Genomic DNA, 23,358 nt, shown 5'->3' with positions numbered 1-23,358 from the left:
TGACCGCGGCCTCACGGGTGTCGCCGATCCGCTCGAACACCGGCAGAGCGACCTCCCGCCGGATCCGCAGCGCCTCGCCCGTCTCCCCCCGCTGCTCAAGGATGTCGGCGATCTTCCCCCAAGTGACCGCGGCCTCACGGGTGTCGCCGATCCGCTCGAACACCGGCAGAGCGACCTCCCGCCGGATCCGCAGCGCCTCGCCCGTCTCCCCCCGCTGCCTGAGGATGTCGGCGATCTTCCCCCAGGTGACCGCGGCCTCACGGGTGTCACCGGCATCGGTGTAGAGCTGGCGTGCCTGATTGAGCAGGTTTTCGGCCTGGTCGGTTTCGCCGCGGGTGATGAGACGGTTGGCGTGGTCGTATAGGAGTGCGGCGCGGTCGGTCGGGTCGGTCTGTTCGTTGTCTGTGTGCTGGATGGCGCGGTCAAGGAGGGTGTCAGCGCGGTCGCCGTCGCCACTGGTCACGGCCGCGCTGGAGACGGCCCGCAGCAGGGAGAGGGGAACCTCGTGGTGGTGGCGGTCGAGGAGGGTGATCGCTCGGCCCCCCAGTTCGGCAGCGGTGGCGGCCAGACCCTGACGCAGGGCATTCACGGCTCCGGTGGCGCAGTGGGCGGTGATGGCCGGGTTGTCGGCGGCCAGGGCGAGTCGGGTCAGTTGCAGGTCCAGGTCACCGTCGCGGGCGGGCCGGGGTGTGGTGCCGCCCCACTGGGTGTAGAGCGGTTCGGCGGTCAGGGCGGCCAGGGCAGTCCACTCATCGTAGTTGAGGGGGAGGAGGCGGCCGGCGGAGAGGGCGTTGACGGCCAGCGCGGGGCGGTCGGGACGGCGTTGGTCGGGGAAGGTGTCCAGGAGTCCGAGGCCGCACAGGCGGGAGGCCGTGCCGCCGACGGCGGCGGCGAGGGTGTCGATGACCGAGTGCGGGACCGGGATGGTGAACAGGGTGCAGGCCCGCAGCAGGTCGCGGTGGGCGGGCCCGGCCTGCTCCAGGAGGGTGTCGAGGGCCAGGTTCTCCAGAAAGCTACTGACGTCGGCATTGTCGGCGGGGAGGTTGCCCTGGCGCAGGTATGCCTCCATATCGGTCACGGCTGCTTCGGCGCGGGCCTGGTCGACCTTGTCGCTGTAGACCAGGCGCAGCCCGATCAGGTCCTGCAGTCCGGGGTTGCCGCGGCTGACCTCCACCGCCCGCCGGGCCAGATCGGCCCGCTCGGCAACGTAGCCGGCCGGGGTGAGGTCCGCCTGACGGCGCTGCAGCTTGAGTCGGGCTGCCTCCGAAAGCGGCTGCAACTGGACCGGCTCCAGGGTGTTTTCCAGACCGTTGAGGGTGAAGGTGAAACGACTGGTGACGAGCAGACGGCTGTCAGTCCGGGCCGGATCGCACGCCGCCAGCACATCGGCGACCACCCCCGCATGCCTCGGGTCGATCCGGTGCGGACCGTCCTGGTCGGCGATCAGGATCTGCTCCAGGTCGTCGATGATCAGCAGGAGCGGCTTGCGCAAGCTGTCGAGTTCCTGAGCGCAGGGTCCGGCCAGCAGATCCGTGAGGAGGGATCCGATACGGTCAGGCTGTTCACGGACCTCGGCACGCCTGCTGTCAATGAGGGCGCGGGCCTCCGGGTTGGCGGTGACAGCGTCGGCGACGGCGTCAAGGATCGCCCCCGCGGAGTAGTCGCCGAACACAACCGCGACGTCCCGGTGGGGGTGGCGGTCGGCGATCCGGGCGGCCAGGCTCGACTTGCCCAGCCTGCCCTGCCCATGGAACAGCACCCCGCCTCGCTGCCCGCCCCGCAGTGCCCGCAGTGCCCGCTGCATCTCCGGACGGCGACCAACGAACATCTCTGCTGCCGCTACGGGCAGTTGGTGCTTGCGGTCTAGGAACGTGCGGGTCGCGTGGTGCGCGGGCACCATCTGGCGTTTGCGGGTTCCGGCGACCAGCGGTCCTCCGCCGGCCGGTCCCAGCCATAGCCGCGCCAGGTGCCAGTCCGCGCGCAACCTCTCCTCGGAGCAGGCCAGGAGCTGGTGGCGGGCGTCGGCGACGGCCTCGGCCAGGCCGACGCGGCGGCTGAGCTGGCGGTAGAGGTGTTCGGCGAACAGGGTGGCGGCCCGGTCGCTGACCGAGCCGTCCCAGCCGATCACCGCCGGAATCCCGGCCGTCACCAGTCCCGTGGCCAGCGAGTGTGCCACCGGCACCCTGGCCGAGGCCTCCGCACCGCCGCGGCCGCCGGCCCCGGCGGGCAGATGCCCGGCCACGTCCGAACCGGTGGCGGTCAGGCAGGCGGATACGAACGCAAGCTTCGGGCGTGGAGTCAACAACCGAAGCAGCTCGCCCGCGCTCGTCGGACGCCCTTCGCCGAGATCGTCTTCCATGAGCAGGACAGGGGTGGGAGTCCCGTCGGGCCTTTCACGCCAGTTGTGCAGTCCGTGGCAGGACAGGTGAACCACGGGCATCCCGCCCAGCTCGGACAGTCGCTGGCCGAGGTGTTCGGGGTTGCCGGAGTCCTCGACCACCAGGTCGAGGCTCGTCGCCCCGGCGGCCTTCAGGACGGCCATCTCCTCGGCCTCGAAGTCCAGCTCGTGCTGCCCCCGCGGCGCCGACGCCATGAACGCCACCCCGAGCCGGAACGCGTCCAGAACCGGCGCCGGGCCGGGACGCCCCAACCGGCGCGCCACCGCGAACGACGACAACTCCTGGGCCAGGAACCCTCCCCCCGGAGCAGCTAGCAACTCATAGGGGGCGCGCAGCAGCGCCCATTCCGTCGCGGACGGCCGCGCGGGCCCCCGGACCTCGAAGACCAGCGGCCCCTGCGCCTCGTCGCACAGCCGTGTCAGCTCCCCCAGCTCGCCGTCCAGCCACCGATACAGCTCACGCCCCACCGCGAGAAGCGCCTGTTCCCTGGAACCGTGGCGCACGGCATCCGCATACCGGGCAGCCACGGCACTGAGCAGATCCACATCAGCGCTCTGCAACATCCGGCGGGATCCGACGCGCCGGTCGTCGGCAACAAGCTCGAACCCGTCTGCATCCGCGAGCAATCCGGTGACCATACGTCATATTAGCGTCGCTGCGAGCCATGCGGATGAGCTCCTCCAGCATAGTGGCGGCCGGACAGTAGGCGATGTAGTAACTGATCGTTTCAGAATGAAGTCTTTTGTGGGGCTTGGCAGTTGGGTGATGTGTCGGCAGGATCTGTTGGGTGTCTGCTGATCTCGTGTCTGATGACCTGTGGGAACGTGTAGCTCCGCTGCTGCCGGTTCGTGCGCCGCGTCGGCACCGATACCCGGGAAGGTTGCCAGCTGATGACCGTGCTGCTCTACGGGGCATCGTTTACGTGCTGCGCAAGAGTGTGAGCTGGCGAGACGTACCCGCAGAGCTGGTCGGGTGCAGTGGGGTGACGGCCTGGCGTCGTCTGCGGGACTGGACCGAGGCTGGAGTCTGGCCCCGCCTGCACGAAGTCCTGCTGGCAGAACTTCGCAAAGACGGACTACTGGACATGGACGACGCTGCGATCGATGCCTCGCACGTCAGGGCCCTCAAAGGGGGGCTCACACCGGACCTGCGCCGGTCGACCGGGCCCGACCAGGCAGCAAGCACCACCTCATCGTCGACCGGAACGGAACCCCGCTCGCTGTCTCTCTGACCAGCGGAAACCGCCACGACGTCACCCAGCTCAAGCCCCTGCTGGACGCGATGCCCCGCATTCGCGGCCTGCGAGGCCGGCCGCGGCACCGGCCCCGGCGGCTGTTCGCCGACCGCGGCTACGACTTCGACAAGTACCGCCGCCTCATCCGAGCTCGCGGCATCACACCCAAGATTGCCCGCCGTGGTGCCCCGCATGGTTCCGGCCTGGGCAAGACGCGATGGGTTGTCGAGCGTACCTTCGCCTGGCTCCACCAGTTCAAACGACTCCGCATCCGCTACGAGATACGCGCCGACCTTCACCCGGGACTCCTCCAACTCGTCTGCAGTATAATCTGCTTGAGGCGACTCAGAACCTCTTTCTGAAACCATCAGTAAGTGATCTGCTCGGGTTCGCTGGCCCTGCAGCGGGCGACAACCCGGTGCCGCTGGTGCTCGCGGCTTGGGCCCTGCCGTCGTTTAGATCGACATTTTCGCCGCGGGGGATGCTTTCACAAGGAGGCGATTGAGTGCTGCGCGGGCTTCTACCGTCTCCGGGGCGTTGGAGCCTCTGCTGGCACCGAGGCGTTTGTAGATGTCCGACAGGGTCTCGACGGCGGCTTGCAGCTGATCGGTTTGTTCCTGGAGAAGGCCCAGGTTTAGGCGCACCTCGAGGAGCAGGCCGTCGGCGGGCGCTTCGCGCTGTTGGAGGTCTGTGGCCAGGGCCTCGTACTCGGTGAGGGCTTGCGTAATGTTTCCCAGGCGCATGGCGCAGTAGGCGGCCTTGGCGCGGCAGTCAGCCGCCTCACCAGGCTGTTGCGCGTCCGGCTGATCCAGTTCGGCACCGAGCTGCAGGTAGAGGGGGCGCGCTCGGCCATAGTCGCCGTCGTCGAAGAGCACGAGTGCGTGTATGAGGCGTATGTTCAGCGGCTGGGATGGAGCGGCAACGCCTGCTGTGGGTGTGCCTGGTGCGGTGGTCTCGATGGGTTGAGCGGGTGCGGCACGGTAAGCGAAGAGTTCGTCAGCGATAGAGCGGGCTGACTCGGGGCGGTCGGCGATTTTCTTCGCCAGCATGCGCATGATGAGGTTGGCGACCTGTGACGGCAGGTCGGGGCAGAGATCGTGGATCGCGGCGGGCTCGGCGTTGCGGTGGCCGTACATCATGGCGGCGGGGTCTCCCGTGAAGGGGAGCTGCCCGGTGAGCATCTCGTAGGTCATGCAGCCCAGCGAGTACAGGTCGCCTTGCGGGGCGGCCTTCACGTGCTCCTGGAACAGTTCCGGCGCCATGTAGGCGACGGTGCCCATGAGTTCACCCGCGCGGGTCAGGCGGGGGTGGTCGGCACCGAAGCGGGCTGCTACTCCAAAGTCGAGGAGCCTGACCTGCCAGTCCTCTGTGATGAGGATGTTGGAAGGTTTGAGGTCACGATGGACGATCGGGATTTCGTGTACGCAGGCGAGGATGTCGGCGAGCTGAGCAGTCACATTCAGTGCTTCGGCCAGCGGCAGCCGTCCGGAGTGCCGGTCAAGTTTGCGGTGGAGGGTGTCCCCCAGCACCAGTTCCCACACCATGTACAGGTCTTTGGGACTGCCGCTCAAGAGTGCGTCGTACAGCGTGGGGATGCCGGCGTGATGCAGGCGTGCGCCGACTTCGGCTTCGCGGACAAAGCGGGCCTGGATGTCCTGGGGCTTCATGTCGTCGACTCCGCCAGCGAGCCGTTCCGGGTTGATGATTTTGATGGCGACGGCGCGCTTGAGCTGGAGGTCCCATGCCTGCCAGACAAGCCCCATGCTGCCTCGGCCAAGCAGAGTGCGCAGTTCGAAGCGGTCCTGGAGGATGGTCTGCATCACAGGCCGCCGTCATCGTTCGGCCAGACGGGGGCGAGTTCGGCCGCGAGTTCGACGAGGCTGCCCTCTCCTGGGACCACCCAGCGGGCCACGCCTTGTACAACCCCAGGCGCTTTGTCCCAGTTGGCGGCTTGCCAGATACGCTGGACCAGGCCGGTGGGTGAGTAGGCCTGCCCGTCGACGGCCCAGATCAGCGGATGGCGAAGGTCGTTAGTCCAGGTGGCGAGGTAGCGGCTGGGGTCTTCCCTGAGCCACTCCCCAATTGCTCGTTCTTCGACAGCTGACGGCTGGAACATCAGTCGGGTGCCGTCGGCCAGGCGCGCGTGGCCGACCAAGGCGGAGATCGCGTTAGGGCGGCGGCGGGATCGCGAGCGGGTTTCGTTTGAGGGAAACGGCTGGTCGGCTAGCGACCGCTTGACGTCGGCCGCAAGCTCCTTGCACCGTGTCGGGTCGGTAAAGACAGCGGCCAGGAATACGTGCGCCCCGTACAGACGCTCAAGGGTTTCGGTCAGCGCCTTGACGATCTGGCGGGTGCGTGGGGAGAGCCAGGAATGGAACGACGACGGGGTCTCGCGCATCTCAGCGACAAGGGCGTTCGCGTCTTGGAAGAGCAGGTGCGCGATGAATAGTTCACCGTGCTCAATGACCTGCTGCACTGCGGTGGACGCCCCCACGGCCGCTCCTGCTACGGCTGTTCTCGTCTCGCGCAGCAGCAGCACACTCTCCCAGATCTGCGATGCGTCAAGTTTTTGCCCAAACAGGCGGTCGTAGATGCCAGCGAGGGGGTCGTTCTTGCCGGTGGCGGGGACTGCTGCGTCGGCGATGACGGTGGCGTCCGGGTGGGCGCAGGCCAGTGCGAGGGCTGCTTCTTGGACAGTGCAGCCTGTAGCGGGGGCAGGCACGAGTTCGCCGTGCTGGTAGGCGTACCGCTTGTTGAGGAAGTGCATCATTTCGTTGCGGATGACCCTTTGGTGGGGGTCAGCGGCTGCGATGTCTCCCAGAGTGGTGACGCGGATATCGGAGCCCGCTGCCCGGCTGATCTTCGCTGCGTCCTCGGGGGATGCATCGTCCAGACAGATGATCCGCAGGTTCACCCTGGCGAGGTCACCGGCTTCGGGTTGTCTACGTACCGCCCTGGTGACAGCCGCAGTCGTCTGCGCGCCGTTGATGATGCGGGCGTTGTCCAGATCCAACCGCACGGGATGGCCGGAGACTTTGCGGGAGAAGTAGTGCGTTGTGACTTGGTCGCACAGCAGAGTGATGCCGTTGTTCAAATACCAGAATTCTTCGGGTCGGGTAACCAGTTGCTCCACGAGCTCCGGACGGGGCTGGGTGGGTTGGTCGCGGCGCAGGTGGGGATCGAACAACTGGGGGCCGTGGCTTTCGTACCAGGAGGCGAGTTCGCTTGCCGAGATGCTGCCGACCCAGGAGCGGTAGGGGGTGTCGATGCCGTACCAGCCGTGGGTCAGGTGCGCGATCAGCCGGACCGGGGCGGGCACAGCATCGGCTCGTGCGGCAGAGTAAAAGTCGGCCAGCCCCAAGGCGCGCACGTTCAGCGACGTGCGGTCCTTGAAGCCGAACTCCCCCTTAGCTTGGACGAGTCGCTCTTCCGCCTGCTGTGTCAGCCTCCCGTCACCTGTCGCCAGCGCCAGTACCAGGTTCACCTGGCACTGCGGCGAACTGAGAGCACTGTCGATGCGTGTGCTCAAAGCTCGGATGCGGGAGTTGAAGCCGTCGTATTGGCGGTTGGCAAGCCGACTCAGGCCGTACAGCATCTTGAGTGCATCACCATGGTCGATCCGAGCCTGAGCCCTGTCGCTCCATTTCGCTTGAACGAACCAGATGTCGCTACCGCTCGGCGAGATGATCACTGCGTCAATGCCGTGGTCGCCGGGACCGTCCACCACGGCTGCGGCCGCCTCCCCGGCGTCACAGCCGGAAAGGATGCGGGCCGCTTCAGCCGCCAAGGCACGGTGACAGAAGACCAGGTCCTGCTCCTGCGCAGACCGATGCGCAAAGTCGCCCATATCGAGCAAAGAGCGATAACCGCTCCGCAGATACTCTCGAACCTGCCTTAGTTGGATCGGTGATGCGGTGTCAGCCATGGCGGGTTGTCCTTTCGTCCGTCCCTCATGCCTGCGGCAGGCTCATCCCTGACGGTGCGCGTACTCCACGGTCAGCGGGCTCGCCACAACACAGCGGGCAGTGGTGTCAGAGGCGGGGAGCACGACGGTGACCCGGGCGAATCCGCCCATCCAAGCAGCCGCGCCCACGGGACCGTAGGCGTGATCGACGATCTCCATCAGGTCGTGCACGGCGGATCCGGTCAGCTGGACGGGGGGCGCGGGGACCCCTTCGGCCATCGGGTCATGCTGGGTCGACAGCGCCGACACTGCCTGACCGGCACTCGTCAGAAACTTCATGCCGAAACTGGCTCCACCGCCGTGGATCCCCTCCAGAGCTGTCCCGTCGGCCGTTGCCGGGGTATATCCGATGAGATGTCGCGTCGAGCCGTGCATAAGCAGCCGACAGTTGGTCTCCTGCTCGTACGCCGCGTGCTGGCCCGGTGCGGGGTCGGCGAACAGCACCATATGCTCGAAGGCTCCAGGAAGGGTGACGTGTTGCAACGGCACCTCGAACCAAACCCAGTCCCCTGGCTGCACCGCGGGGTCGGCGAACCACTCCGCCCTAGCCTCCAAGTGCTTGAGGACCTTCTTCAGCCGCAGGTCACGGTCTCGTTCGGCGTCATTCGCAGGAGGCTCCAAGTCGATGCTGCCTACCGGTGAGGTGAACCGCACGGTGCCCTTGCGCGTGAACCGGCTCGGCTCGGGGCGGAACTGACTCAGTTTTGCGTCTGATACATACACGAACTCGTACACTGCATGCCCCCGGTCATCAGCTGAAGTCCTATCCTGCCATCGCCTGCCGCCTGACCAGGGCGCCATGGGCAACACAGGTCGGCCCCGAGGGTGCCGAGCAGCGATGGCCGACGACAGCGACCACACTGTCGCCACGTCGGACTGATCCTCGGTGGCCCACGTCGGCCGATGCTTCCGAACACCGTGGTGCGGGCTGCCTTGTCAAGGCGGCCCACACCACGGCGGATGGCGCACAAGGGCGCCGATCTGTGAGCCAGATGCCGCGGTCGACTCGGCCGTGGGACCGCGCCACAACGCTCTCCCAGGAAACTGCCGCAAAAGGCCAGGTCAAACGCGTCCAAGGTGCGCTGGCACGCTGCGACAGCGGGTCAGTACCGCACCGCGTGCGGCTAGTACCGCACGAAAACCGCCGCGAAATCCACGTTTCCCCAGGTCAGAACGTTTCTGCCTGGGGATCTTGGTAGAGCGGGTGGGACCCGAACCCCTTCAAGTGACGCCTCTCACCTGCAACGATGCCAAAACAACGGACATAGTCACCTGTTTCCACCCTGCTGAATCCCGCTCGATCCGACTCGAACGGGAACCGTGCGGCGTTCGCCGCACCACCGCATTACGGGAGTACCCCTCCAGAGAGCGCCGGAAAATGCCCGCCGCTCACCATCACCGGCCCCCTCGATCTTAGTGATCGGCTCCGGAAGCCTTCGGGGATTGGCTCCGGAGCCGATCCGTGCGCGGTGTCCTGTCAGGTGCCGGGCGGCGAGGAAGCTCACGCAGCCTGAACCACCTCAACCGAACCACAGGTATTGACAATTACTCCGTTGCCACCAAGTACGGCACTGAGTGATGCATACGGGAAATCCCTGAGGAACCGTAGGAGTTGCGTGGGGGGCTGCTGGGGGCCATCCCCGATGTCGGCGCGAGCGCCCCGCCGGGACGCTGGAGTCATGTCTCGCCTCAAGCGCGTCCTCATCACTCTCACGACGATTGCAGTCGTCATCGGCCTCGCGCTCGGCGGCGGTGCCCTGTGGCTGTACTCCGACGCCAAGGTGTCCACCGTCGGTTCAACCGACTTCAGCAACGAGCTGGCGGTGCCGCCGCTGGCGAAATCGACGGTGAAGAGTGACGGGACCCGGGTCTTCGATCTGACGATGCGGGCCGGGGAGAAGGAGTTCAGGACCGGGCAGAAGACGCCGACCTGGGGCTTCAACGGGGATTACCTGGGGCCGACGCTGCGTGCCGAGCGCGGCGAGAAGGTCCAGGTGAAGATCAAGAACGCGCTCGGGGAGGAGTCCACCGTGCACTGGCACGGGATGCACCTGCCCGCGAAGATGGACGGTGGTCCGCACCAGATGGTCGCCCCCGGCGCGACCTGGACCCCGCGCTGGACCGTGAATCAGCCGGCTGCGACCCTCTGGTATCACCCGCATCCGCACGGCAAGACGGAGAAGCATGTGCAGCGGGGGCTGGCCGGGATGTTCCTCCTTCACGACGAGACGTCCGACCGTCTCGCACTGCCCAAGAAGTACGGAGTCGACGATCTGCCGGTCATCGTCCAGGACTTAAAGTTCGACGGGTCGAAGTTTGACCACGGGCACAAAATGCTGTCGGACACCGGGTTCCTCGGGAACCGAACGATGGTCAACGGCACCCTCGATCCGTACAAGGAGGTCGGTGACGAGCTCGTACGGCTGCGCCTGCTCAATGCCTCGACCGCGCGCATATACGACTTCGGATTCTCCGACGACCGGGAGTTCGCGCTCATCGGGACGGACGGCGGGCTGCTGGAGAAGACGGCACGGATGGACCGGATCCGGATGTCGCCGGGTGAGCGGGCCGAGATCGTGGTGCGGATGAAGCCGGGCGAGAAGACCACTCTGCGTAGCTTCCCGCACGACTCCTACGGGGACTTCTGGTCGAAGCGTTTCGCCGGCGGCGACGACTCCTTCGACGTACTGGAGCTGCGGGCAAAGAAGACCCTGCGGACCTCTCCCGAACTGCCCGCCAAACTGGGCGAGCTGGAGGTTCCGGACGGGTCGGACTCGGTACGCGGACGGTTCTTCGGGCTGCGCACCTCCGGCATCAACGGCAAGAAGATGCAGATGGGCCGGATCGACGAGACGATCACCCGCGGCACCGCGGAGACCTGGACGCTGCGCAACGAGCACAGCACGCCGCACAACTTCCACATCCACGATGTGCAGTTCCGGGTGCTGGAGGTGGACGGCAAAGAGCCGCCGGCCGAGCTGCGCGGCGCGAAGGACACGGTCTTCGTCCCGGGGAACACGACGGTGAAGCTGGCGATGCGCTTCGACGGGCCGGCGGACCCGGACACTCCGTACATGTACCACTGCCATCTGCTGTACCACGAGGATCTGGGGATGATGGGGCAGTTCGTGGTCGTCGAGAAGGGTGAGCGGGCGGGCAAGGTGCGTACACCGCACGCGCACACGGGGCACCAGGCCGTGTATCGAAAGTAGATCTTGAGCATGAATGATCACCGTTCATGGGTCGGGGAGATCTCACGGACCACCAGTGGGCGATGCTGGAGCCGTTGTTGCCGAAGGGAGCGAAGGCGGGGCGGTCGCCTGTCTGGTCTCGGCGGAAGTTGATCGACGGCATACGGTTCCGGGTTCGGACCGGTGTTCCGTGGCGGGACGTGCGTGTCGAGTACGGGCCGTGGGGCCGGGTGTACGACCTGTTCCGTCGATGGCAGCGGGACGGCACCTGGCACCGGGTCCTCACGCGGCTCCAGTCCCTGGCCGATGCGAAGGGTGGGATCACGTGGGACCTGAGCGTCGACTCCACGGTGTGCCGTGCTCATCAGCATGCGGCCGGGGCCCGGAAGCGGGGTGACCTGCAGAAGGAACCGCCGGGTGGCGTGTCCACCGAGGCTCTTGATCACGGGCTGGGCCGTTCGCGCGGCGGGTTCACCACCAAGCTGCACCTGGCGGTAGAACAGGGCCAAAAGCCCATGTCGATCGTGGTGACGGCAGGGCAGCGTGGCGGCTCGCCGCAGTTCGAAACGGTGCTGGGGGCCGCGTGCCCCGCATAGGGCCGGGCCGGCCGCGCATCCGTCCGGATCGTGTGCGCGCTGACAAGGCGTACGCCTCCCGCAAGAACCGCGCGCCGTCGCGGTATCCGCTGCACCATCCCGGACAAGGCCGACCAGGCGCGCAACCGTCAGAAGCGAGGCTTCCGCGGTGGCCGGCCACCGCATTTCGACCCAGTCGACTACCGCGAGCGTCACGCGGTCGAGTGCGGGATCAACCGCCTCAAGCGCCACCGGGCCGTGGCCACTCGCTACGACAAGCTCGCGGTCCGCTTTGAAGCCACTGTCCTCGTCGCAGCCATCAACGAGTGGTTGTGATCAGTACACGTCGCTACAACTCGTAGTCCTGGGCCAGCTCCTCCCAGCGAATGCTGCGAAGCGCAAGATCAGCGTCCTCACGTGCCGGCATCTCCGGTACTGGCTGAAACCAGGCGACGATGAGGGTGGAACCGTCCATTGCCGGGTCGAGCGCCGTGGAGTCGAAGACGCCGAGGCAAGCCACAGAAGGCAGCACCTCAACGGGACCGAATGCGCCGGCGGTCTCGTCCGGGTACTCGCGGGAGGGCGGAACGAGATGGACCGGCGTGGAGGGAAACGCGCGCTCGGCCTGCTGCTGGAGCCAACTGACCTTCCGATCGTTGATGCGCTTGCACGGGTAGCCCTCCAGCATCCCCCCATAGGTCGAAGACATCCGTAGCTCGGTGAGCCGGATCGAACGACCGGACAAGAGAACTATGTGACCCAGTGACATGCCGACACCCTATTCACACGATTCACTTCCGCTACACGGCCTAGGGCCTGTCCTGGCGATCTTCGGCGTCAGTACGCTCTCCGGAAGACCAGGGTCTGGCACTACAGGTCACAGAACAGCGGGGAAGGTCAGCGATGCGGGTCGAGTACGACGCAATAGCGAACATGGCGTACATCTACCTTGTCGACAGCATCGCCCCAGGAGAGGCCGTCCGGCAGGTGCCTGCCGAGGACGACACGGTGATACTCGACTACGACTCACACGGACGACTTCTGGGCATCGAGCTGTTCAGTGCCAGACGCCGGTTGCACCCGGAGCTGCTGGCCGGCGCAGAGAGGATCGACCGTCAGCCGCGTCCGCCGAGCACGTGATTCGTTGAGCGAGACGCAGACGCGGTCTCCAACACGTCATCCCGGAGAAAGCCGACCAGGTCCACGCCGGCTGCAGACCTGAACAGCACCCGCAGCGACCCGCGAAATGCGGGGCTAGGAGGCCGGGCCGCGCCGGCCGGCTGGTCCGGCCTCACTTCCGCCAGAACAGGTGGTGCGTCACGCCGCTCGGGCTGGGCACGACGTCCTGGTGGAACCGGTCGAGCAGCTCATCGGGGGACTCCCACAGCCGGGCCCCGGAGCCGAGCTTCGTCGGCGCGACCGCCACATGCAAGGTGTCGAGGAGGTCGGCCTCGAGGAACTGCCGGATGATCGTGGCCCCACCGCCAAGCCGGACGTCCTGGCCCTGCGCTGCCTCCTTCGCCTGGGCGAGCACCGCGGCCGGGTCGCCGTCGACGAAGTGGAACGTGGTGTCGGAGAGCGTGAACGACGGGCGCTTGTGGTGCGTCATGACGAACACCGGCGTGTGGAACGGGGGCTCGTCACCCCACCATCCCTGCCACTCGTGGTCCTGCCAGGGCCCGCGCTGGGGACCGAACTTGTTGCGGCCCATGATCTCGGCGCCGATGTTGCGGGCGTGGTCCCGCGTGAAGTAGTCGTCCAGACCTCGGCCACCGGGTTCGGAGCGGTTGATGGGTGGGTGGTCGGTGGCGAAGGCCCAGGCGAGCAGGTTCCCCGGATCGGCATGGCCGAACGGCTTCTCGAGGCTCTGGCCCTCGCCGGCGCCGAACCCGTCGCTCGAGACGGTGAAGTTCTGGACCCGCAGCAACTGGCTCATGTCGCTCCTCCTGCTTCGCACTTTCTGATCACCTGACGAACCGTAGACCGGCCGGGCCGGGAAAACTCATCGCCGCATCGTGCAGTTCTCATCGAGCTCCCGCAAGCCGCGCGCAGGGCGACGACTCCCCGTGGTCATCCCCCGGCGCGGCCGCGTACCCCTCACCGGGCGAGCGTCTAGCGGAAGCGGCGTGCTCCCGGCCCTTGACATCCAGCCGGCGCAGAACTCGGCAGCGACGGGCAGAGCGCCCAACCGCTTGGTCACCACGGACCCGATCACGCACTCCATACGGGGGCGTTCCGTCCGTGGCCGCGGAGACCGGGAAGTCATCGACACACCCGATCGAACGTTGACAAGCCCGTGCCGGACACTGCCCACCAATTGGTCGCGGACGCTGAGATTGGCGATAGCGCGGGTGACGTGGGTCTTGGCTGTGAGCGGGCTGATGAAGAGCTGTTCAGCGATCTGGTCGTTGGAGCCAGAACAGCGGGGTCAGACCGCGCCGATCGGCGGGGGGTGAGGAGGTCCGCCCACTGCTGTTCGTCGAGGACGTCCCGGTGACGCAGGTGCTGCCCGCCGTCGTAAGCGTGCAGCCGGAACGTCTCCGCCCCGGCCGGCCGGCGGCGTCGTAGGCGCTCAGGACCGTCTGGATGGGGTCCCACAGCTTGAGCCGGCCGCCTTGGCGCACCTCCCATCCGCCGCGGTGCGGGGTGAGGGTGGCGGCGAAGTCGACCAGGTGCACCACCTCCCCGACTTCTGTCATATGCGTCCGGCTCCGCGGACTGGGCGAGGAACCGCAGGTGGAATGCCTCCTCGGTCGCGGCGCTGATCCGCTCCGGGCTGTGCCGGGCCGCCCGTCCCTACTCCGGGAGGCCGGCGGCCCAGTGGGTGGGGTTGCCGAGGACGGGGGCGGTGTGGGGCCACACGGACATGAAGGAGACCGTGCCGCCCAGCAGCTGACCCTCGGCGGTGCCGTCGCCCGCGACGGTCAGCAGCACACGGGCGTATCCGTAGAGCCGGCCAGCCGACGGCTGACCGCCGTCGGCTGCCTTGGGCCTGATCCAGAGGCTGGTGCTGACGGGTGATCTACTCGGTGTGCAGCACCGTGGCGATGGTCATCCGGGCCGCCGACCGGGCCGGGACCAGGGCGCCGAGGACGGCGATCGCCACACCCGCCAGGAGCATCGCGGCCAGCTGCGGCGCGTCCCACACGTCCTTCATATGCGCGGGGAAGTCGACCACCCCGACGTTGTCCACGACGAGGCGGTGCGCCACGATCCCGAGCGGGATGCCGATCAGCCCGCCGACCGCGCCCAGCCCGGCGACGGAGGTCACCGTCATCACCACCACCTGCCGGGGTGTCATCCCGATCGACTTGAGCATGCCCAGGTCCCGGCGCCGCTCACGGGTGTTCAGCAGGACGGTGTTGAAGACACCGAGCGACGCGACGAGGGTCAGCAGCACCGTGAACACCGTCGAGAAGGTGATGACTGTGGTGGTGCCGGCGTTACCCTGGTCCGCCACCGACGCGCGCAGGCCCGGGTCGAGTGCTTCGACCTCCTCGGCGTAGGCGCGCGCGTCAGCGCCGGGGGCGAGCCGTACCGTGTACTCGGTGGCGTGGGCGTCCGGTGCGAGTTGGGCGAGGGTCTCCCCAGTGGCCTCCAAGGCCCGGGCGTCGCCCTCGATGAGCCGACCCACCACGGTCACGGAGACCTGCCTGCCGTTCAGCTCCAGAGTGACCCGGTCACCGACCTTCAGCCCGCGCTGGGTCAGGAAGGACGGCCCGGCCACGATCTCGCCCGCTGCGGCCGGCGCACGGCCCTTGACGATGGTGTGCTCGTACAAGGAATCGTCGCCACGGTAGAAGTCGGCGAAGACCGGCTGGGTCTGCCCGGTCATGTTCACCTGGGACAGCGCGCGGGCCCGTACCCCCTCCGCACCCGGCAGGGACCGCAACCGTTCCTCGATCTGCGGGTCACTGAGCCGGGGCGGGGGCTGGTCGTTGCCCGTCCCCCCGGTCGTCACGTGGATCCTGGCACCTCCGTCCTCCCGCCCGACATTGCCGTACGCCACCATGGTGCTGGTCAGTCCGGTCGACAGGGTCACCGTGGTGACCCCGAGGACGATGGCCGCCATGGTCAGCAGGGTGCGGCTGGGGCGGGCGAACGGCTGGCCGAGGCCCAGACTGACCGGACGCGGCAGCCGGGTGGCGCCGAGCAGCCGCTGGACGCGCAGCCCGCGCCCGGTCCGCGGCGCGCCGCCCGCGCTGATCGCCTCCGCGGCGGGCAGCCGGTGGGCGCGCAGGGCGGGGATCAGCGCGGCCAGCAGGACGAGGGCGGGCATGCCCACGAGGCAGGCCACGGACACCCACGGGCTGATGTCGCCGACCGAGGCACGGCCCACGTCGATGCCGGTGAACGCGACCTTAAGGATCGGCCCGGCCAGCGCGTTGCCGGCCAGCGTGCCCAGCACGCAGCCCACCACCGCCGGTACGGAGAGCATCGTCAGGTAGACGGCGACGACCTGGTTGGGGGTGAAGCCCAGGGCCTTGAGCACCCCGATGTGCCGGTACCCGGAGACGACCGCCCCGCTGACCACATTGCCGACGATCAGGATGGAGACGAGCAGGCCGAGGATGCCGAAGAATGTGATGAACGGGAGGTAGGAGTCGGCCAGCGCGGAGAATGCCTGCTTGAGGGTGAGCCAGGTCTGAGCGCCGGTCAGCGATTCCTTGGGCAGTCCCGTGGTGGCCCGTGCCAGCGAGGCGCTCAGCTCGGCCTCCGTCGAGGAGTCCGTGAAGCGGTAGAGCATCTGGGCGGAGGTCGGGTGCAGTGCGGCCATCTGCTCGGGCGAGACCCAGGCGCTCGCCGACTTGCTCATGCTGGCGGCGAATCCGACGACGGTCAGCGTCGCTCCGCCGGGGGTCTCCAGCTTGGTGCCGAGCAGCTCGGGGCCGGGGGAGCCCTGGACGGACCAGTTGACGACGATCTCGCCGGGTGCGGTGGCCCATTGCCCCTCAAGGAGTTCGATCCGGTCCACGGGGCCCGCCGGATCGGCCCGGCCCACCACCGTGAGGGTGCCGCCCGCCGTCCAGAGCCAGTCCTTGGGGATGTCGACGACAGCCTGTCCGAACGGCCCGGCCGCGGCCTCCACCCCAGGCTGCCGGGCGGTCCGCGCCAACTGCGCCTGCGAGACCTTCGTGGTGTCGAAGGCCGCCACCGTATGAGCACCCCGCTGTGCGGCGTAGGCCTTGTCGAAGGGGCCCGAGGCGGCGGCCAGCAGCCCAAGCGCGAGCAGAACGGTCGTGGTCGAGCAGAGCACGACGAGCCCGATGACGAAGGTCTGGAGCCGGCGGCGCTTCACGGCCGCGCGGGAGGCTCTCCATACGGCGCTCATACGGTCGCCTCCAGCGCGCTTTCGCGGTCGACCCGGCCGTCGACGACCTCGATCAGCCGGCTGGCGCAGCGGGTGGCCAGCTGCGGGTCATGGGTGACGATCAACAGGGTCTGACCTATCTGGTTGAGGTCGATCAGCAGATCCATCACCTGCTCGCCCGACCGGCTGTCGAGGGCGCCGGTCGGCTCGTCGGCAAGCAGCAGGGCCGGGCGGTTCATCAACGCCCTTGCTACGGCGACCCGTTGCCGCTCACCGCCGCTGAGCGTCGCCGGATAGTTGTTCCGGCGTTCGGCGACACCGAGTTCGTCCAGGAGCTCCAGGGCACGGCGGCGGGCCTGCCGGGCCGGGGTGCCGGTCAGCTGCGCGGCCAGCGCCACATTGTCCAGGGCCGGCAGATCATCGATGAGGTTGAAGAACTGGAAGATCATGCCGACGTTCCGCCGCCGGAACAGCGCCAAGCCGGTCTCGTTCAGTTTCCCGAGGTCATGACCCTGCACCTCGACCGTGCCCGAGGTCGGCCGGTCCAGGCCGGCCACCATGTTGAGCAAGGTGGACTTGCCACAGCCGGAAGGGCCCATCACGGCGACCGCGTCCCCCGCCCTGATCTCCAGCGACAGGCCGTCCAATGCCTTCGTGTCGCCGTACTCCTTGTGCACGCCGTCCAGCCGCACCACCACTTGCCGGGCACTGCCGTGATCAGTTGTCATGGCTCGAACTTAGGACGGAGGCCGCGGACGGGGCGTCACCCCCCGGATGTATCCGTCCGGGCAGGTCATCCCGGGGATGTACGAAGCTGCATCCGGGGGTTGATGCGGGGCGCGTCGTGCAGCTGCGAAGATGACCCGGTGTGGGAATCCTGGACGATCTGGCTGGTCATCGCCCTGGCGGCGGCAGTTGGCGCCGCCGGCTGGCTGTGCGTGGCAGCGGTCCGGGCGCGGCGGCTGCACCAGGCGGCCATCGAGGAGCGCGGCTGGCTGCTGGAGCGGGAGCGCGAGAGCGCGACACGGACCGCGGTCGACGCCGAGCGGGCCAGGATCGCCGCCGAGCTCCACGACATCGTCAGCCACAACGTGAGCCTCATGGTGGTCCAGGCCGGGGCCGCCCGCGAGGTGCTGGCCACGATGCCCGACGAGGCCGCGGCGGCGATGAGCGCCGTCGAGACTGCCGGGCGGAACACGATGACCGAGCTGCGGCACCTGCTCGGCCTGCTCGCACCCGCGCAGAACGGCGACGACGAGCCCTACGACATCGACCTGTCACCACAGCCGAGCCTGAGCCGCCTCAGCCCTCTGATCGACCGGATCGCCTTTGCCGGCCTGCCCGTGGAGATGCGCATCTCGGGCGAGCCGCGCCCGCTGCCGACCGGGATCGACGTCACCGCCTATCGGATCATTCAGGAGGCCCTGACCAATGCCCTCAAGCACGGGGACGGAGCGAAAGCCGAGGTGACGGTGCGATACGCGGACCACTACCTGCGAGTCGAGGTACTGAACAGCGGGCCGAGCGTCCTGTCGGGCAGCCGGCCGGCGCGGAGAGAGCCGGTCCCGGGCCAGGCGGACGGAACGGGCCGCGGGCTGCTCGGCCTGCGGGAGCGGGTCGCCGTCTACGGCGGCGACCTGGATGCCCGCCGCCGCCTCGGCGGCGGCTACCGCGTCCGCGCCCGGATCCCGCTGGACCGGCCATGACGACGCGCACCGAGCCCGCCCCTCGCGTCGTGATCGCCGACGACCAGGAACTGGTCCGCACCGGCTTCCGCCTGATCCTGACCGCCCGCGGCATCGACGTGGTGGGCGAGGCCGGCGACGGAGCCGAGGCCGTGGCCGCCGTTCGGAGGCTGCGGCCCGACGTCGTACTGATGGACATCCGGATGCCCATCATGGACGGCCTGGAAGCCGCCCGCCGCATACTCGCGCAGGCCCCGGACTGCCGGGTGATCATGCTGACCACGTTCGACCTCGACCACTACGTCTACGCCGCCCTCGCCGCCGGAGCCAGCGGATTCCTGCTCAAGGACGTCACCCCCGCGCATCTGGCCGCCGCCGTACGCCTGGTCAACACCGGTGACGCCCTGCTCGCACCCTCGATCACCCGCCGCCTGGTGGAACGCTTCGCCCCCAGCGCCCCCAGAACCGGTTCGGACCTCGCAACCCCAGCCGTCCACCGAGACCTGGCCGCGCTGACGCCGCGCGAGCGCGAGGTACTGACGCTCATGGGCCGAGGTCTTTCCAATTCCGAACTGGCACGCGAACTGACGCTCAGTGAGGCGACAGTGAAGACCCACGTGGCCCGGATCTTCGCCAAACTGACCCTGCGCGACCGGGCCCAGGCCGTCGTCCTCGCCTACGAGACAGGACTCGTCTCACCGGGCGAGTCCGCTGACACCGCCAACCCCTGCCGATAGCCGGCAATCTGGAGATCAAGCGTGAATCAGCCAGAGTGTGCAGTTTGGTGTCACACGAGGTGACACCTCGGCTCAGCGCTCCGTTCGGAAACGATGGCGAGCTCAAGCGGTCAGTGCATCAACGCTGTTCAGGAGTCAGCGTAGACCTCTGCCGGAGTGCGGTAGCCGTGGGTCCTGCGCGGACGATGGTTGAGCTCATGGGCGATGGCGTCCAGGTCGGCCTGGCTGATTGTACGGAGGTCCGCGCCCTTGGGGAGGTACTGCCGAAGCAGCCGGCCGAGGGTGAGGAACTCGACACCCTCCAGCCCGGCCGTCCAAGCACCGCGAGCCCCGCCAGGCCCGTCCCGGCGGGGCTCGCGTGGTCGGCTACGGTCGCGCATCAGCGGCGGCTTTGTTCGCGAACAGGTGCATCGAGGAACTCGCCTGGCGAAGGTACGAGGCGATTGCGCCCGTGGACGACCGGGTCGAGAAGGGCCGCTGCGCGCAGGGCGTGTTGACCTCGCAGCAGCGGTAGGCCCGCCGGCGGATCTGTATCTCGGTGGCAACCATCGGCGGGGCCAAGGAACCGGCAAGGGTGTCTCGACTTGAGAGAACTGCCGCCAGCGGGTGGTTCAGGTGACGGTGTGTACTGGACCATGACATCCACACAGGGGGCGTCGGCGAAACACCGCCCTTTGGATGGCCGGAAGTCAGGCGCGCACGTCCCTTTGCTGCACTTCCTTGAGGACCGCCGCCACAGCGGCGAAGTCGTTGTCCACGTGGAGCACCGTGTGACCGTGATGGACCGCTGTCGCACACACCAGGAGATCAACGGCTCCGGCGGCGCGGTGCTGCGCCCGCTGGGTGAGCTTGTACTGCGCGGTGTCGACCCAGCGCCACGCGTTCTTGGGAACCGGCGAGAAACGGCAGAGAGCATCCAGCTCTTCTGCCAACTCGTCCCGATGGGCCGGGCTCATGGCCGAGTAGAGGAACTCCGCCCTCGTGGGCTCGCAGATGTGGAACACACCGGCCGCGATATGCCCTTCCCAGGACCGCAACGCCCCCGACGTACGGAAGAGATGCCACAAGGCGGACGTGTCGAGGAGGTACGTGATCACTCGAAGGCTGCCCGCCGAGCGCGCTTGGCCGCCACTCGCGCCGCAGCCGCAGCCTCGAACTCGCCCCGCTCACCCCGAGCGGCCAGCTTCTCCGCGGCCTCCAGCCGCTTGACGCGCGCCACGTAATCCCGCAGAGCCCCGTTGACCGTCTCCTTCTTCGTCGAGGTGCCCATGAGCCGCATCGCCTCGGCCAGCGCCTCGTCATCAAGATCGACCTGGGTCACAGACATACCAGCCACTCCTCACCGCTAGTCCATGATGTACATAACCATGATACGTCACCAACATTCACGGCGGGCGCTCATCGCGTACGAGGTGGTCGACGTACGGAGAGGGCAATGTCGCGCCGATGCGGTGAGGTTGGGCGGAGTGCGACGCCTCCGTCAACGGCCGTGGGATCGTTCATCGACGCCGCACGGCGACGTCGATAAAAGACCCAGGTCAAAGCCATGCAGGCTCGTCTTCGATATGCGAAGGCCCGCGTTCGCCACACCCCCGCGAGGCGAACGCCGCACGCGAAACGCCCCGCACAACACGTTTCCCCAGGTCAGAACGTTTCTGCCTGGGGATCTTGGTGGGGCGGGTGGGACTCGAACCCACGGCCGACGGATTATGAGTCCGCTGCTCTAACCGGCTGAGCTACCGCCCCGTTTCGGCGTGGCGCGTACAACTGTGCGCCCGTCTGCCGCAGCATAGCCGGTCATACGATCTCTCGCTTCGGATGCCCCGCTTCGCATGACCATGAGGACTGTGCTGGTGGCTGCCCGGTTCCGGCCGTCGCGAAGTCCCCACGAAAGTGTCACGGCCGGGGTCCGTCCAAGAGGTGTGGGCGGGTGCGGTGGGCACGCGAAAAAGGACCCCGAGGGGTCCTTTTCCTGTTTGCTCCTCCGACTGGACTCGAACCAGTAACCTGCCGGTTAACAGCCGGCTGCTCTGCCAATTGAGCTACAGAGGATCGCGCTCCCCCGACTGGACTCGAACCAGTAACCTGCCGGTTAACAGCCGGCTGCTCTGCCAATTGAGCTACAGGGGATTGTGGCGTTGCCTCGAATCGTACCTACCTGGCGGCTGCCGGGCGGCGCGCGTTCGCTGCGACACATACATTAGCGCAAGCAGGGGGGTGCTCCGCCAATCGGTTCCGCCCGGGGTGATCTCGGGTGCCCACGGGTAGGCGGGCAAGCACACGTCGCACGGAGCGAAGGAAGGGTGGCAGCCATGCGGTACCGGCTCACGTTCATCGCCGGAATGGCCCTCGGTTACGTGCTCGGCACGCGAGCCGGGCGCGAGCGTTACGAGCAACTGAAGAAGTCCGCCCAGCAGCTGGCCCAGAACCCCGCTGTCCGGAATGCCGCGGAGTCGGCGGCCCAGGGCGGCCGGGAGTTCGCCGGCAAGGCCTACCACTCGGTGAGCGAGAAGGTCGGCGACAAGGTCGGGGACCGGGTGCCCGCGTCCGTCGCCGACCGGGTGCGCTCGCTGCGCGAACGCAGCGCGCACAACGGTGGCGACGACTGGGGCACCACCAATACCTAGGGCGGCCTGACGGGCCCGCGCCGGACGTCCGACGGCCGTCCGGTGCGGGAAAGCCCGCCGGTGCGGCAGAATCCTGGGTATGGGCATAGTCGCCGGCTTGGACAGTTCTTCCGCCTTCACTCACATCGTCGTCTGTGACACGGACACGGGCGCCGTGCTGCGGCAGGGGTATGCCGCACACCCTGTCGAGGCGAAGGCCTCCGAGGTCGATCCGCAGGTCTGGCTGCTCTCGCTCGGCGAGGCGGCCTCCGGCGGGCTGCTCGAAGGCGTGGAGGCCATCGGCGTCTCCGCCCAGCAGCACGGCCTCGTCCCCCTGGACCACCAGGGCAATCTCGTACGTCCCGCGCTGCTCGGCAACGACCGGCGGGCGCAGGTCGCCGCCGCCGATCTGATCGACGGGCTCGGTGGCCGCCAGGCCTGGGCCGAGGCGGTCGGTGCCGTGCCGCAGGCCGCTCAGCCGGTGGCGAAGCTGCGCTGGCTGGCGCGGACCGAGCCGGAGAACGCCCAGCGCGTCGCCGCCGTCATGCAGCCGCACGACTGGCTGGTGTGGCAGCTGCTCGGCCGCCCGTCCCGGCGGACCACCGACCGCGGCGCCGCCTCCGGGACGGGGTACTGGTCGGCGGGTTCCGCCTCCTACCGTCCCGATCTCGTCGAGCTCGCGCTCGGCCACCAGGCGACCCTCCCCGAGGTGCTCGGCCCGTCGGAATCCGCCGGGACCACGCCGGAGGGGCTGCTGATCTCCGCGGGTACGGGCGAGACGATGGCCGCGGCCTTCGGGCTCGGGGTGGCGGTCGGTGACGCCGTGGTGTCGCTGGGGGCCTCCGGTTCCGTGATGGCCGTGCACCACGAGGCGCTGGCCGATCCGACCGGGATGATCACCTCGTTCGCCGACGCCACCGGGATGCATCTGCCGGTCGTGCACACGTCCAACGCGGTACGGGCCCTGCGCGGTACCGCCGAGATGCTGGGGGTCGAAGGGCTCGACGAGCTGTCCGCTCTGGCGCTGAAGTCGACGCCGGGCGCCTCCGGGCTCGTACTCCTGCCGTATCTGGAAGGTGAGCGCACCCCGCAACTGCCGCACACCGCGGGAACGCTGAGCGGGCTGCGGCGCGAGTCGATGAAGCCGGAGCATCTGGCGCGGGCCGCGTTCGAGGGGATGCTGTGCTCGCTGGCCGACGCGCTGGACGTGCTGCGCGGCCGTGGGGTCGAGGTGCGCCGGGTGTTCCTGCTGGGCGCCGCGGCCGAACTGCCCGCCGTGCAGGCGCTGGCGCCCGCGGTGTTCGGTACGCAGGTCGTCGTGCCGCAGCCCGCCGAGTACGCGGCGCTGGGTGCGGCCCGGCAGGCGGCATGGTCGCTCGGGGTCTCGAAGGGGACGCTCGACCCTCGTACTCCCCCGGCCTGGCAGGGCGCCTCGGCGCAGGTGCTGGAGCCCGGCGACGAGCTGCCGGTCGGGCGGGCCGTGCGCCAGCAGTACGGGGCCACCCGGGATCAGATCCACCCCGGGGCGTTCGGCGGTTCCGTCTGAGGCTGCGCCGGCGGGGGCGCCTCGCAGGTTTGACCTGGGCTTGAGGAAAAGCGTTCGCGGTCGTGGTGCGGAGTGCCGGAAAATGGTTCGGCCTCTGCCCAACGCCGACT

At 68.2% G+C, this 23,358-nt stretch carries 17 protein-coding genes, 3 tRNA genes and 3 pseudogenes; 8 read left to right on the top strand and 15 right to left on the bottom strand.

Annotated features, from left to right (window positions below):
- A partial coding sequence (locus ACWGO0_RS26455) for a CHAT domain-containing protein (protein ID WP_453539951.1) occupies positions 1–2,962 on the bottom strand: 2,962 nt, incomplete at its 3' end.
- Positions 2,963–3,186: 224 nt separating this feature from the next.
- Between ACWGO0_RS26455 and ACWGO0_RS26450 the strand changes: the two genes are divergently transcribed.
- A protein-coding gene (locus tag ACWGO0_RS26450; protein ID WP_453539948.1) for an IS5 family transposase occupies positions 3,187–3,995 on the top strand; the annotation gives its coding sequence in 2 pieces (ribosomal slippage) (positions 3,187–3,526 and positions 3,526–3,995; 810 coding nt in all).
- Positions 3,996–4,088: 93 nt separating this feature from the next.
- On the opposite strand, the gene ACWGO0_RS26445 is transcribed toward ACWGO0_RS26450, so the two are convergent.
- Genes ACWGO0_RS26445 through ACWGO0_RS26435 form a run of 3 tightly spaced genes read right to left on the bottom strand, consistent with a single transcriptional unit; the run spans position 4,089 to position 8,332 of the window.
- Positions 4,089–5,453: a protein kinase domain-containing protein gene (locus ACWGO0_RS26445; protein WP_453539945.1), complete on the bottom strand. Its 1,365-nt coding sequence runs from the start codon at positions 5,451–5,453 to the stop codon at positions 4,089–4,091.
- The gene (locus ACWGO0_RS26440; protein ID WP_453539942.1) at positions 5,453–7,558 is read right to left on the bottom strand and encodes an AIPR family protein; all 2,106 of its coding nucleotides are present in this window, start codon (positions 7,556–7,558) and stop codon (positions 5,453–5,455) included. The genes ACWGO0_RS26445 and ACWGO0_RS26440 overlap by 1 nt, the downstream gene beginning before the upstream one ends.
- 42 nt (positions 7,559–7,600) lie before the next feature.
- Complete coding sequence (locus ACWGO0_RS26435; RefSeq protein ID WP_453539939.1) at positions 7,601–8,332, bottom strand: SAVMC3_10250 family protein; 732 nt, start codon at positions 8,330–8,332, stop codon at positions 7,601–7,603.
- A 944-nt stretch (positions 8,333–9,276) separates the two neighbouring features.
- Here ACWGO0_RS26435 and ACWGO0_RS26430 point away from each other — a divergent pair.
- Together ACWGO0_RS26430 and ACWGO0_RS26425 are read left to right on the top strand one after the other, a co-directional pair.
- Complete coding sequence (locus ACWGO0_RS26430) at positions 9,277–10,809, top strand: multicopper oxidase family protein (RefSeq protein WP_453539936.1); 1,533 nt, start codon at positions 9,277–9,279, stop codon at positions 10,807–10,809.
- A gap of 26 nt (positions 10,810–10,835) precedes the next feature.
- Positions 10,836–11,699: pseudogene (locus ACWGO0_RS26425) on the top strand (IS5 family transposase).
- A 13-nt stretch (positions 11,700–11,712) separates the two neighbouring features.
- Here ACWGO0_RS26425 and ACWGO0_RS26420 read toward each other — a convergent pair.
- Complete coding sequence (locus ACWGO0_RS26420; protein WP_453539934.1) at positions 11,713–12,132, bottom strand: hypothetical protein; 420 nt, start codon at positions 12,130–12,132, stop codon at positions 11,713–11,715.
- A gap of 134 nt (positions 12,133–12,266) precedes the next feature.
- Between ACWGO0_RS26420 and ACWGO0_RS26415 the strand changes: the two genes are divergently transcribed.
- Positions 12,267–12,503, top strand: a complete 237-nt coding sequence (locus tag ACWGO0_RS26415) for a DUF2283 domain-containing protein (RefSeq protein ID WP_453539931.1) — start codon at positions 12,267–12,269, stop codon at positions 12,501–12,503.
- Between the two features lie 151 nt (positions 12,504–12,654).
- Here ACWGO0_RS26415 and ACWGO0_RS26410 read toward each other — a convergent pair whose 3' ends face one another.
- The 4 genes and pseudogenes from ACWGO0_RS26410 to ACWGO0_RS26395 form a co-directional block, all read right to left on the bottom strand.
- A complete protein-coding gene (locus ACWGO0_RS26410) occupies positions 12,655–13,299 on the bottom strand; it encodes a dihydrofolate reductase family protein (RefSeq protein ID WP_383617429.1) in 645 nt (214 codons plus the stop codon).
- Positions 13,300–13,856: 557 nt separating this feature from the next.
- Positions 13,857–14,324: pseudogene (locus ACWGO0_RS26405) on the bottom strand (ATP-grasp peptide maturase system methyltransferase); the annotation flags it as partial.
- A 61-nt stretch (positions 14,325–14,385) separates the two neighbouring features.
- Entirely contained in the window at positions 14,386–16,695 is a 2,310-nt protein-coding gene (locus tag ACWGO0_RS26400; protein WP_453539927.1) for an ABC transporter permease, read from the bottom strand.
- Positions 16,692–17,402 (bottom strand): ABC transporter ATP-binding protein, encoded by a 711-nt coding sequence (locus tag ACWGO0_RS26395; protein ID WP_453539924.1) that lies wholly within the window; start codon positions 17,400–17,402, stop codon positions 16,692–16,694. The genes ACWGO0_RS26400 and ACWGO0_RS26395 overlap by 4 nt, the downstream gene beginning before the upstream one ends.
- 138 nt (positions 17,403–17,540) lie before the next feature.
- Here ACWGO0_RS26395 and ACWGO0_RS26390 point away from each other — a divergent pair, with 138 nt between their 5' ends.
- Entirely contained in the window at positions 17,541–18,380 is an 840-nt protein-coding gene (locus tag ACWGO0_RS26390) for a sensor histidine kinase (RefSeq protein WP_453539921.1), read from the top strand.
- On the top strand, positions 18,377–19,096 hold the full coding sequence (locus ACWGO0_RS26385; RefSeq protein WP_453539918.1) for a response regulator: 720 nt from the start codon (positions 18,377–18,379) through the stop codon (positions 19,094–19,096). The genes ACWGO0_RS26390 and ACWGO0_RS26385 overlap by 4 nt, the downstream gene beginning before the upstream one ends.
- Positions 19,097–19,224: 128 nt before the next feature.
- On the opposite strand, the pseudogene ACWGO0_RS26380 reads toward ACWGO0_RS26385, so the two are convergent.
- The 6 genes and pseudogenes from ACWGO0_RS26380 to ACWGO0_RS26355 all read right to left on the bottom strand — a co-directional run.
- Positions 19,225–19,368: pseudogene (locus tag ACWGO0_RS26380) on the bottom strand (IS30 family transposase); the annotation flags it as partial.
- 417 nt (positions 19,369–19,785) lie between these two features.
- A complete protein-coding gene (locus ACWGO0_RS26375) occupies positions 19,786–20,193 on the bottom strand; it encodes a PIN domain-containing protein (protein WP_453539915.1) in 408 nt (135 codons plus the stop codon).
- Complete coding sequence (locus ACWGO0_RS26370) at positions 20,190–20,423, bottom strand: type II toxin-antitoxin system VapB family antitoxin (RefSeq protein WP_453539912.1); 234 nt, start codon at positions 20,421–20,423, stop codon at positions 20,190–20,192. Before ACWGO0_RS26370 ends, ACWGO0_RS26375 begins: the two co-directional genes overlap by 4 nt.
- Before the next feature lie 342 nt (positions 20,424–20,765).
- A tRNA-Ile gene (locus ACWGO0_RS26365) sits at positions 20,766–20,842 on the bottom strand.
- A 233-nt stretch (positions 20,843–21,075) separates the two neighbouring features.
- Positions 21,076–21,148, bottom strand: a tRNA-Asn gene (locus ACWGO0_RS26360).
- Positions 21,149–21,153: 5 nt separating this feature from the next.
- Positions 21,154–21,226 (bottom strand) — tRNA-Asn (locus ACWGO0_RS26355).
- Positions 21,227–21,408: 182 nt separating this feature from the next.
- Here ACWGO0_RS26355 and ACWGO0_RS26350 point away from each other — a divergent pair.
- Positions 21,409–21,723 (top strand): YtxH domain-containing protein, encoded by a 315-nt coding sequence (locus ACWGO0_RS26350; RefSeq protein ID WP_453539957.1) that lies wholly within the window; start codon positions 21,409–21,411, stop codon positions 21,721–21,723.
- A 79-nt stretch (positions 21,724–21,802) separates the two neighbouring features.
- The gene (locus tag ACWGO0_RS26345) at positions 21,803–23,248 is read left to right on the top strand and encodes an FGGY family carbohydrate kinase (protein ID WP_453539910.1); all 1,446 of its coding nucleotides are present in this window, start codon (positions 21,803–21,805) and stop codon (positions 23,246–23,248) included.
- Positions 23,249–23,358 lie beyond the last annotated feature (110 nt).

The sequence above is a fragment of the Streptomyces sp. NPDC055749 genome (assembly GCF_053617235.1).
The sequence above is the reverse complement of the archived record's forward strand: the minus strand, read 5'-3'. Positions and strand labels throughout refer to the sequence as shown.

What these genes read in the sequence shown, in the direction of transcription:
- ACWGO0_RS26445 (WP_453539945.1), bottom strand. Translation starts at nt 5,453, where the DNA reads ATGCAGACCATCCTCCAGGACCGCTTCGAACTGCGCACTCTGCTTGGC.
- ACWGO0_RS26440 (WP_453539942.1), bottom strand. Translation starts at nt 7,558, where the DNA reads ATGGCTGACACCGCATCACCGATCCAACTAAGGCAGGTTCGAGAGTAT.
- ACWGO0_RS26430 (WP_453539936.1), top strand. Translation starts at nt 9,277, where the DNA reads ATGTCTCGCCTCAAGCGCGTCCTCATCACTCTCACGACGATTGCAGTC.
- ACWGO0_RS26420 (WP_453539934.1), bottom strand. Translation starts at nt 12,132, where the DNA reads ATGTCACTGGGTCACATAGTTCTCTTGTCCGGTCGTTCGATCCGGCTC.
- ACWGO0_RS26415 (WP_453539931.1), top strand. Translation starts at nt 12,267, where the DNA reads ATGCGGGTCGAGTACGACGCAATAGCGAACATGGCGTACATCTACCTT.
- ACWGO0_RS26410 (WP_383617429.1), bottom strand. Translation starts at nt 13,299, where the DNA reads ATGAGCCAGTTGCTGCGGGTCCAGAACTTCACCGTCTCGAGCGACGGG.
- ACWGO0_RS26400 (WP_453539927.1), bottom strand. Translation starts at nt 16,695, where the DNA reads ATGAGCGCCGTATGGAGAGCCTCCCGCGCGGCCGTGAAGCGCCGCCGG.
- ACWGO0_RS26395 (WP_453539924.1), bottom strand. Translation starts at nt 17,402, where the DNA reads ATGACAACTGATCACGGCAGTGCCCGGCAAGTGGTGGTGCGGCTGGAC.
- ACWGO0_RS26385 (WP_453539918.1), top strand. Translation starts at nt 18,377, where the DNA reads ATGACGACGCGCACCGAGCCCGCCCCTCGCGTCGTGATCGCCGACGAC.
- ACWGO0_RS26370 (WP_453539912.1), bottom strand. Translation starts at nt 20,423, where the DNA reads ATGTCTGTGACCCAGGTCGATCTTGATGACGAGGCGCTGGCCGAGGCG.
- ACWGO0_RS26350 (WP_453539957.1), top strand. Translation starts at nt 21,409, where the DNA reads ATGCGGTACCGGCTCACGTTCATCGCCGGAATGGCCCTCGGTTACGTG.
- ACWGO0_RS26345 (WP_453539910.1), top strand. Translation starts at nt 21,803, where the DNA reads ATGGGCATAGTCGCCGGCTTGGACAGTTCTTCCGCCTTCACTCACATC.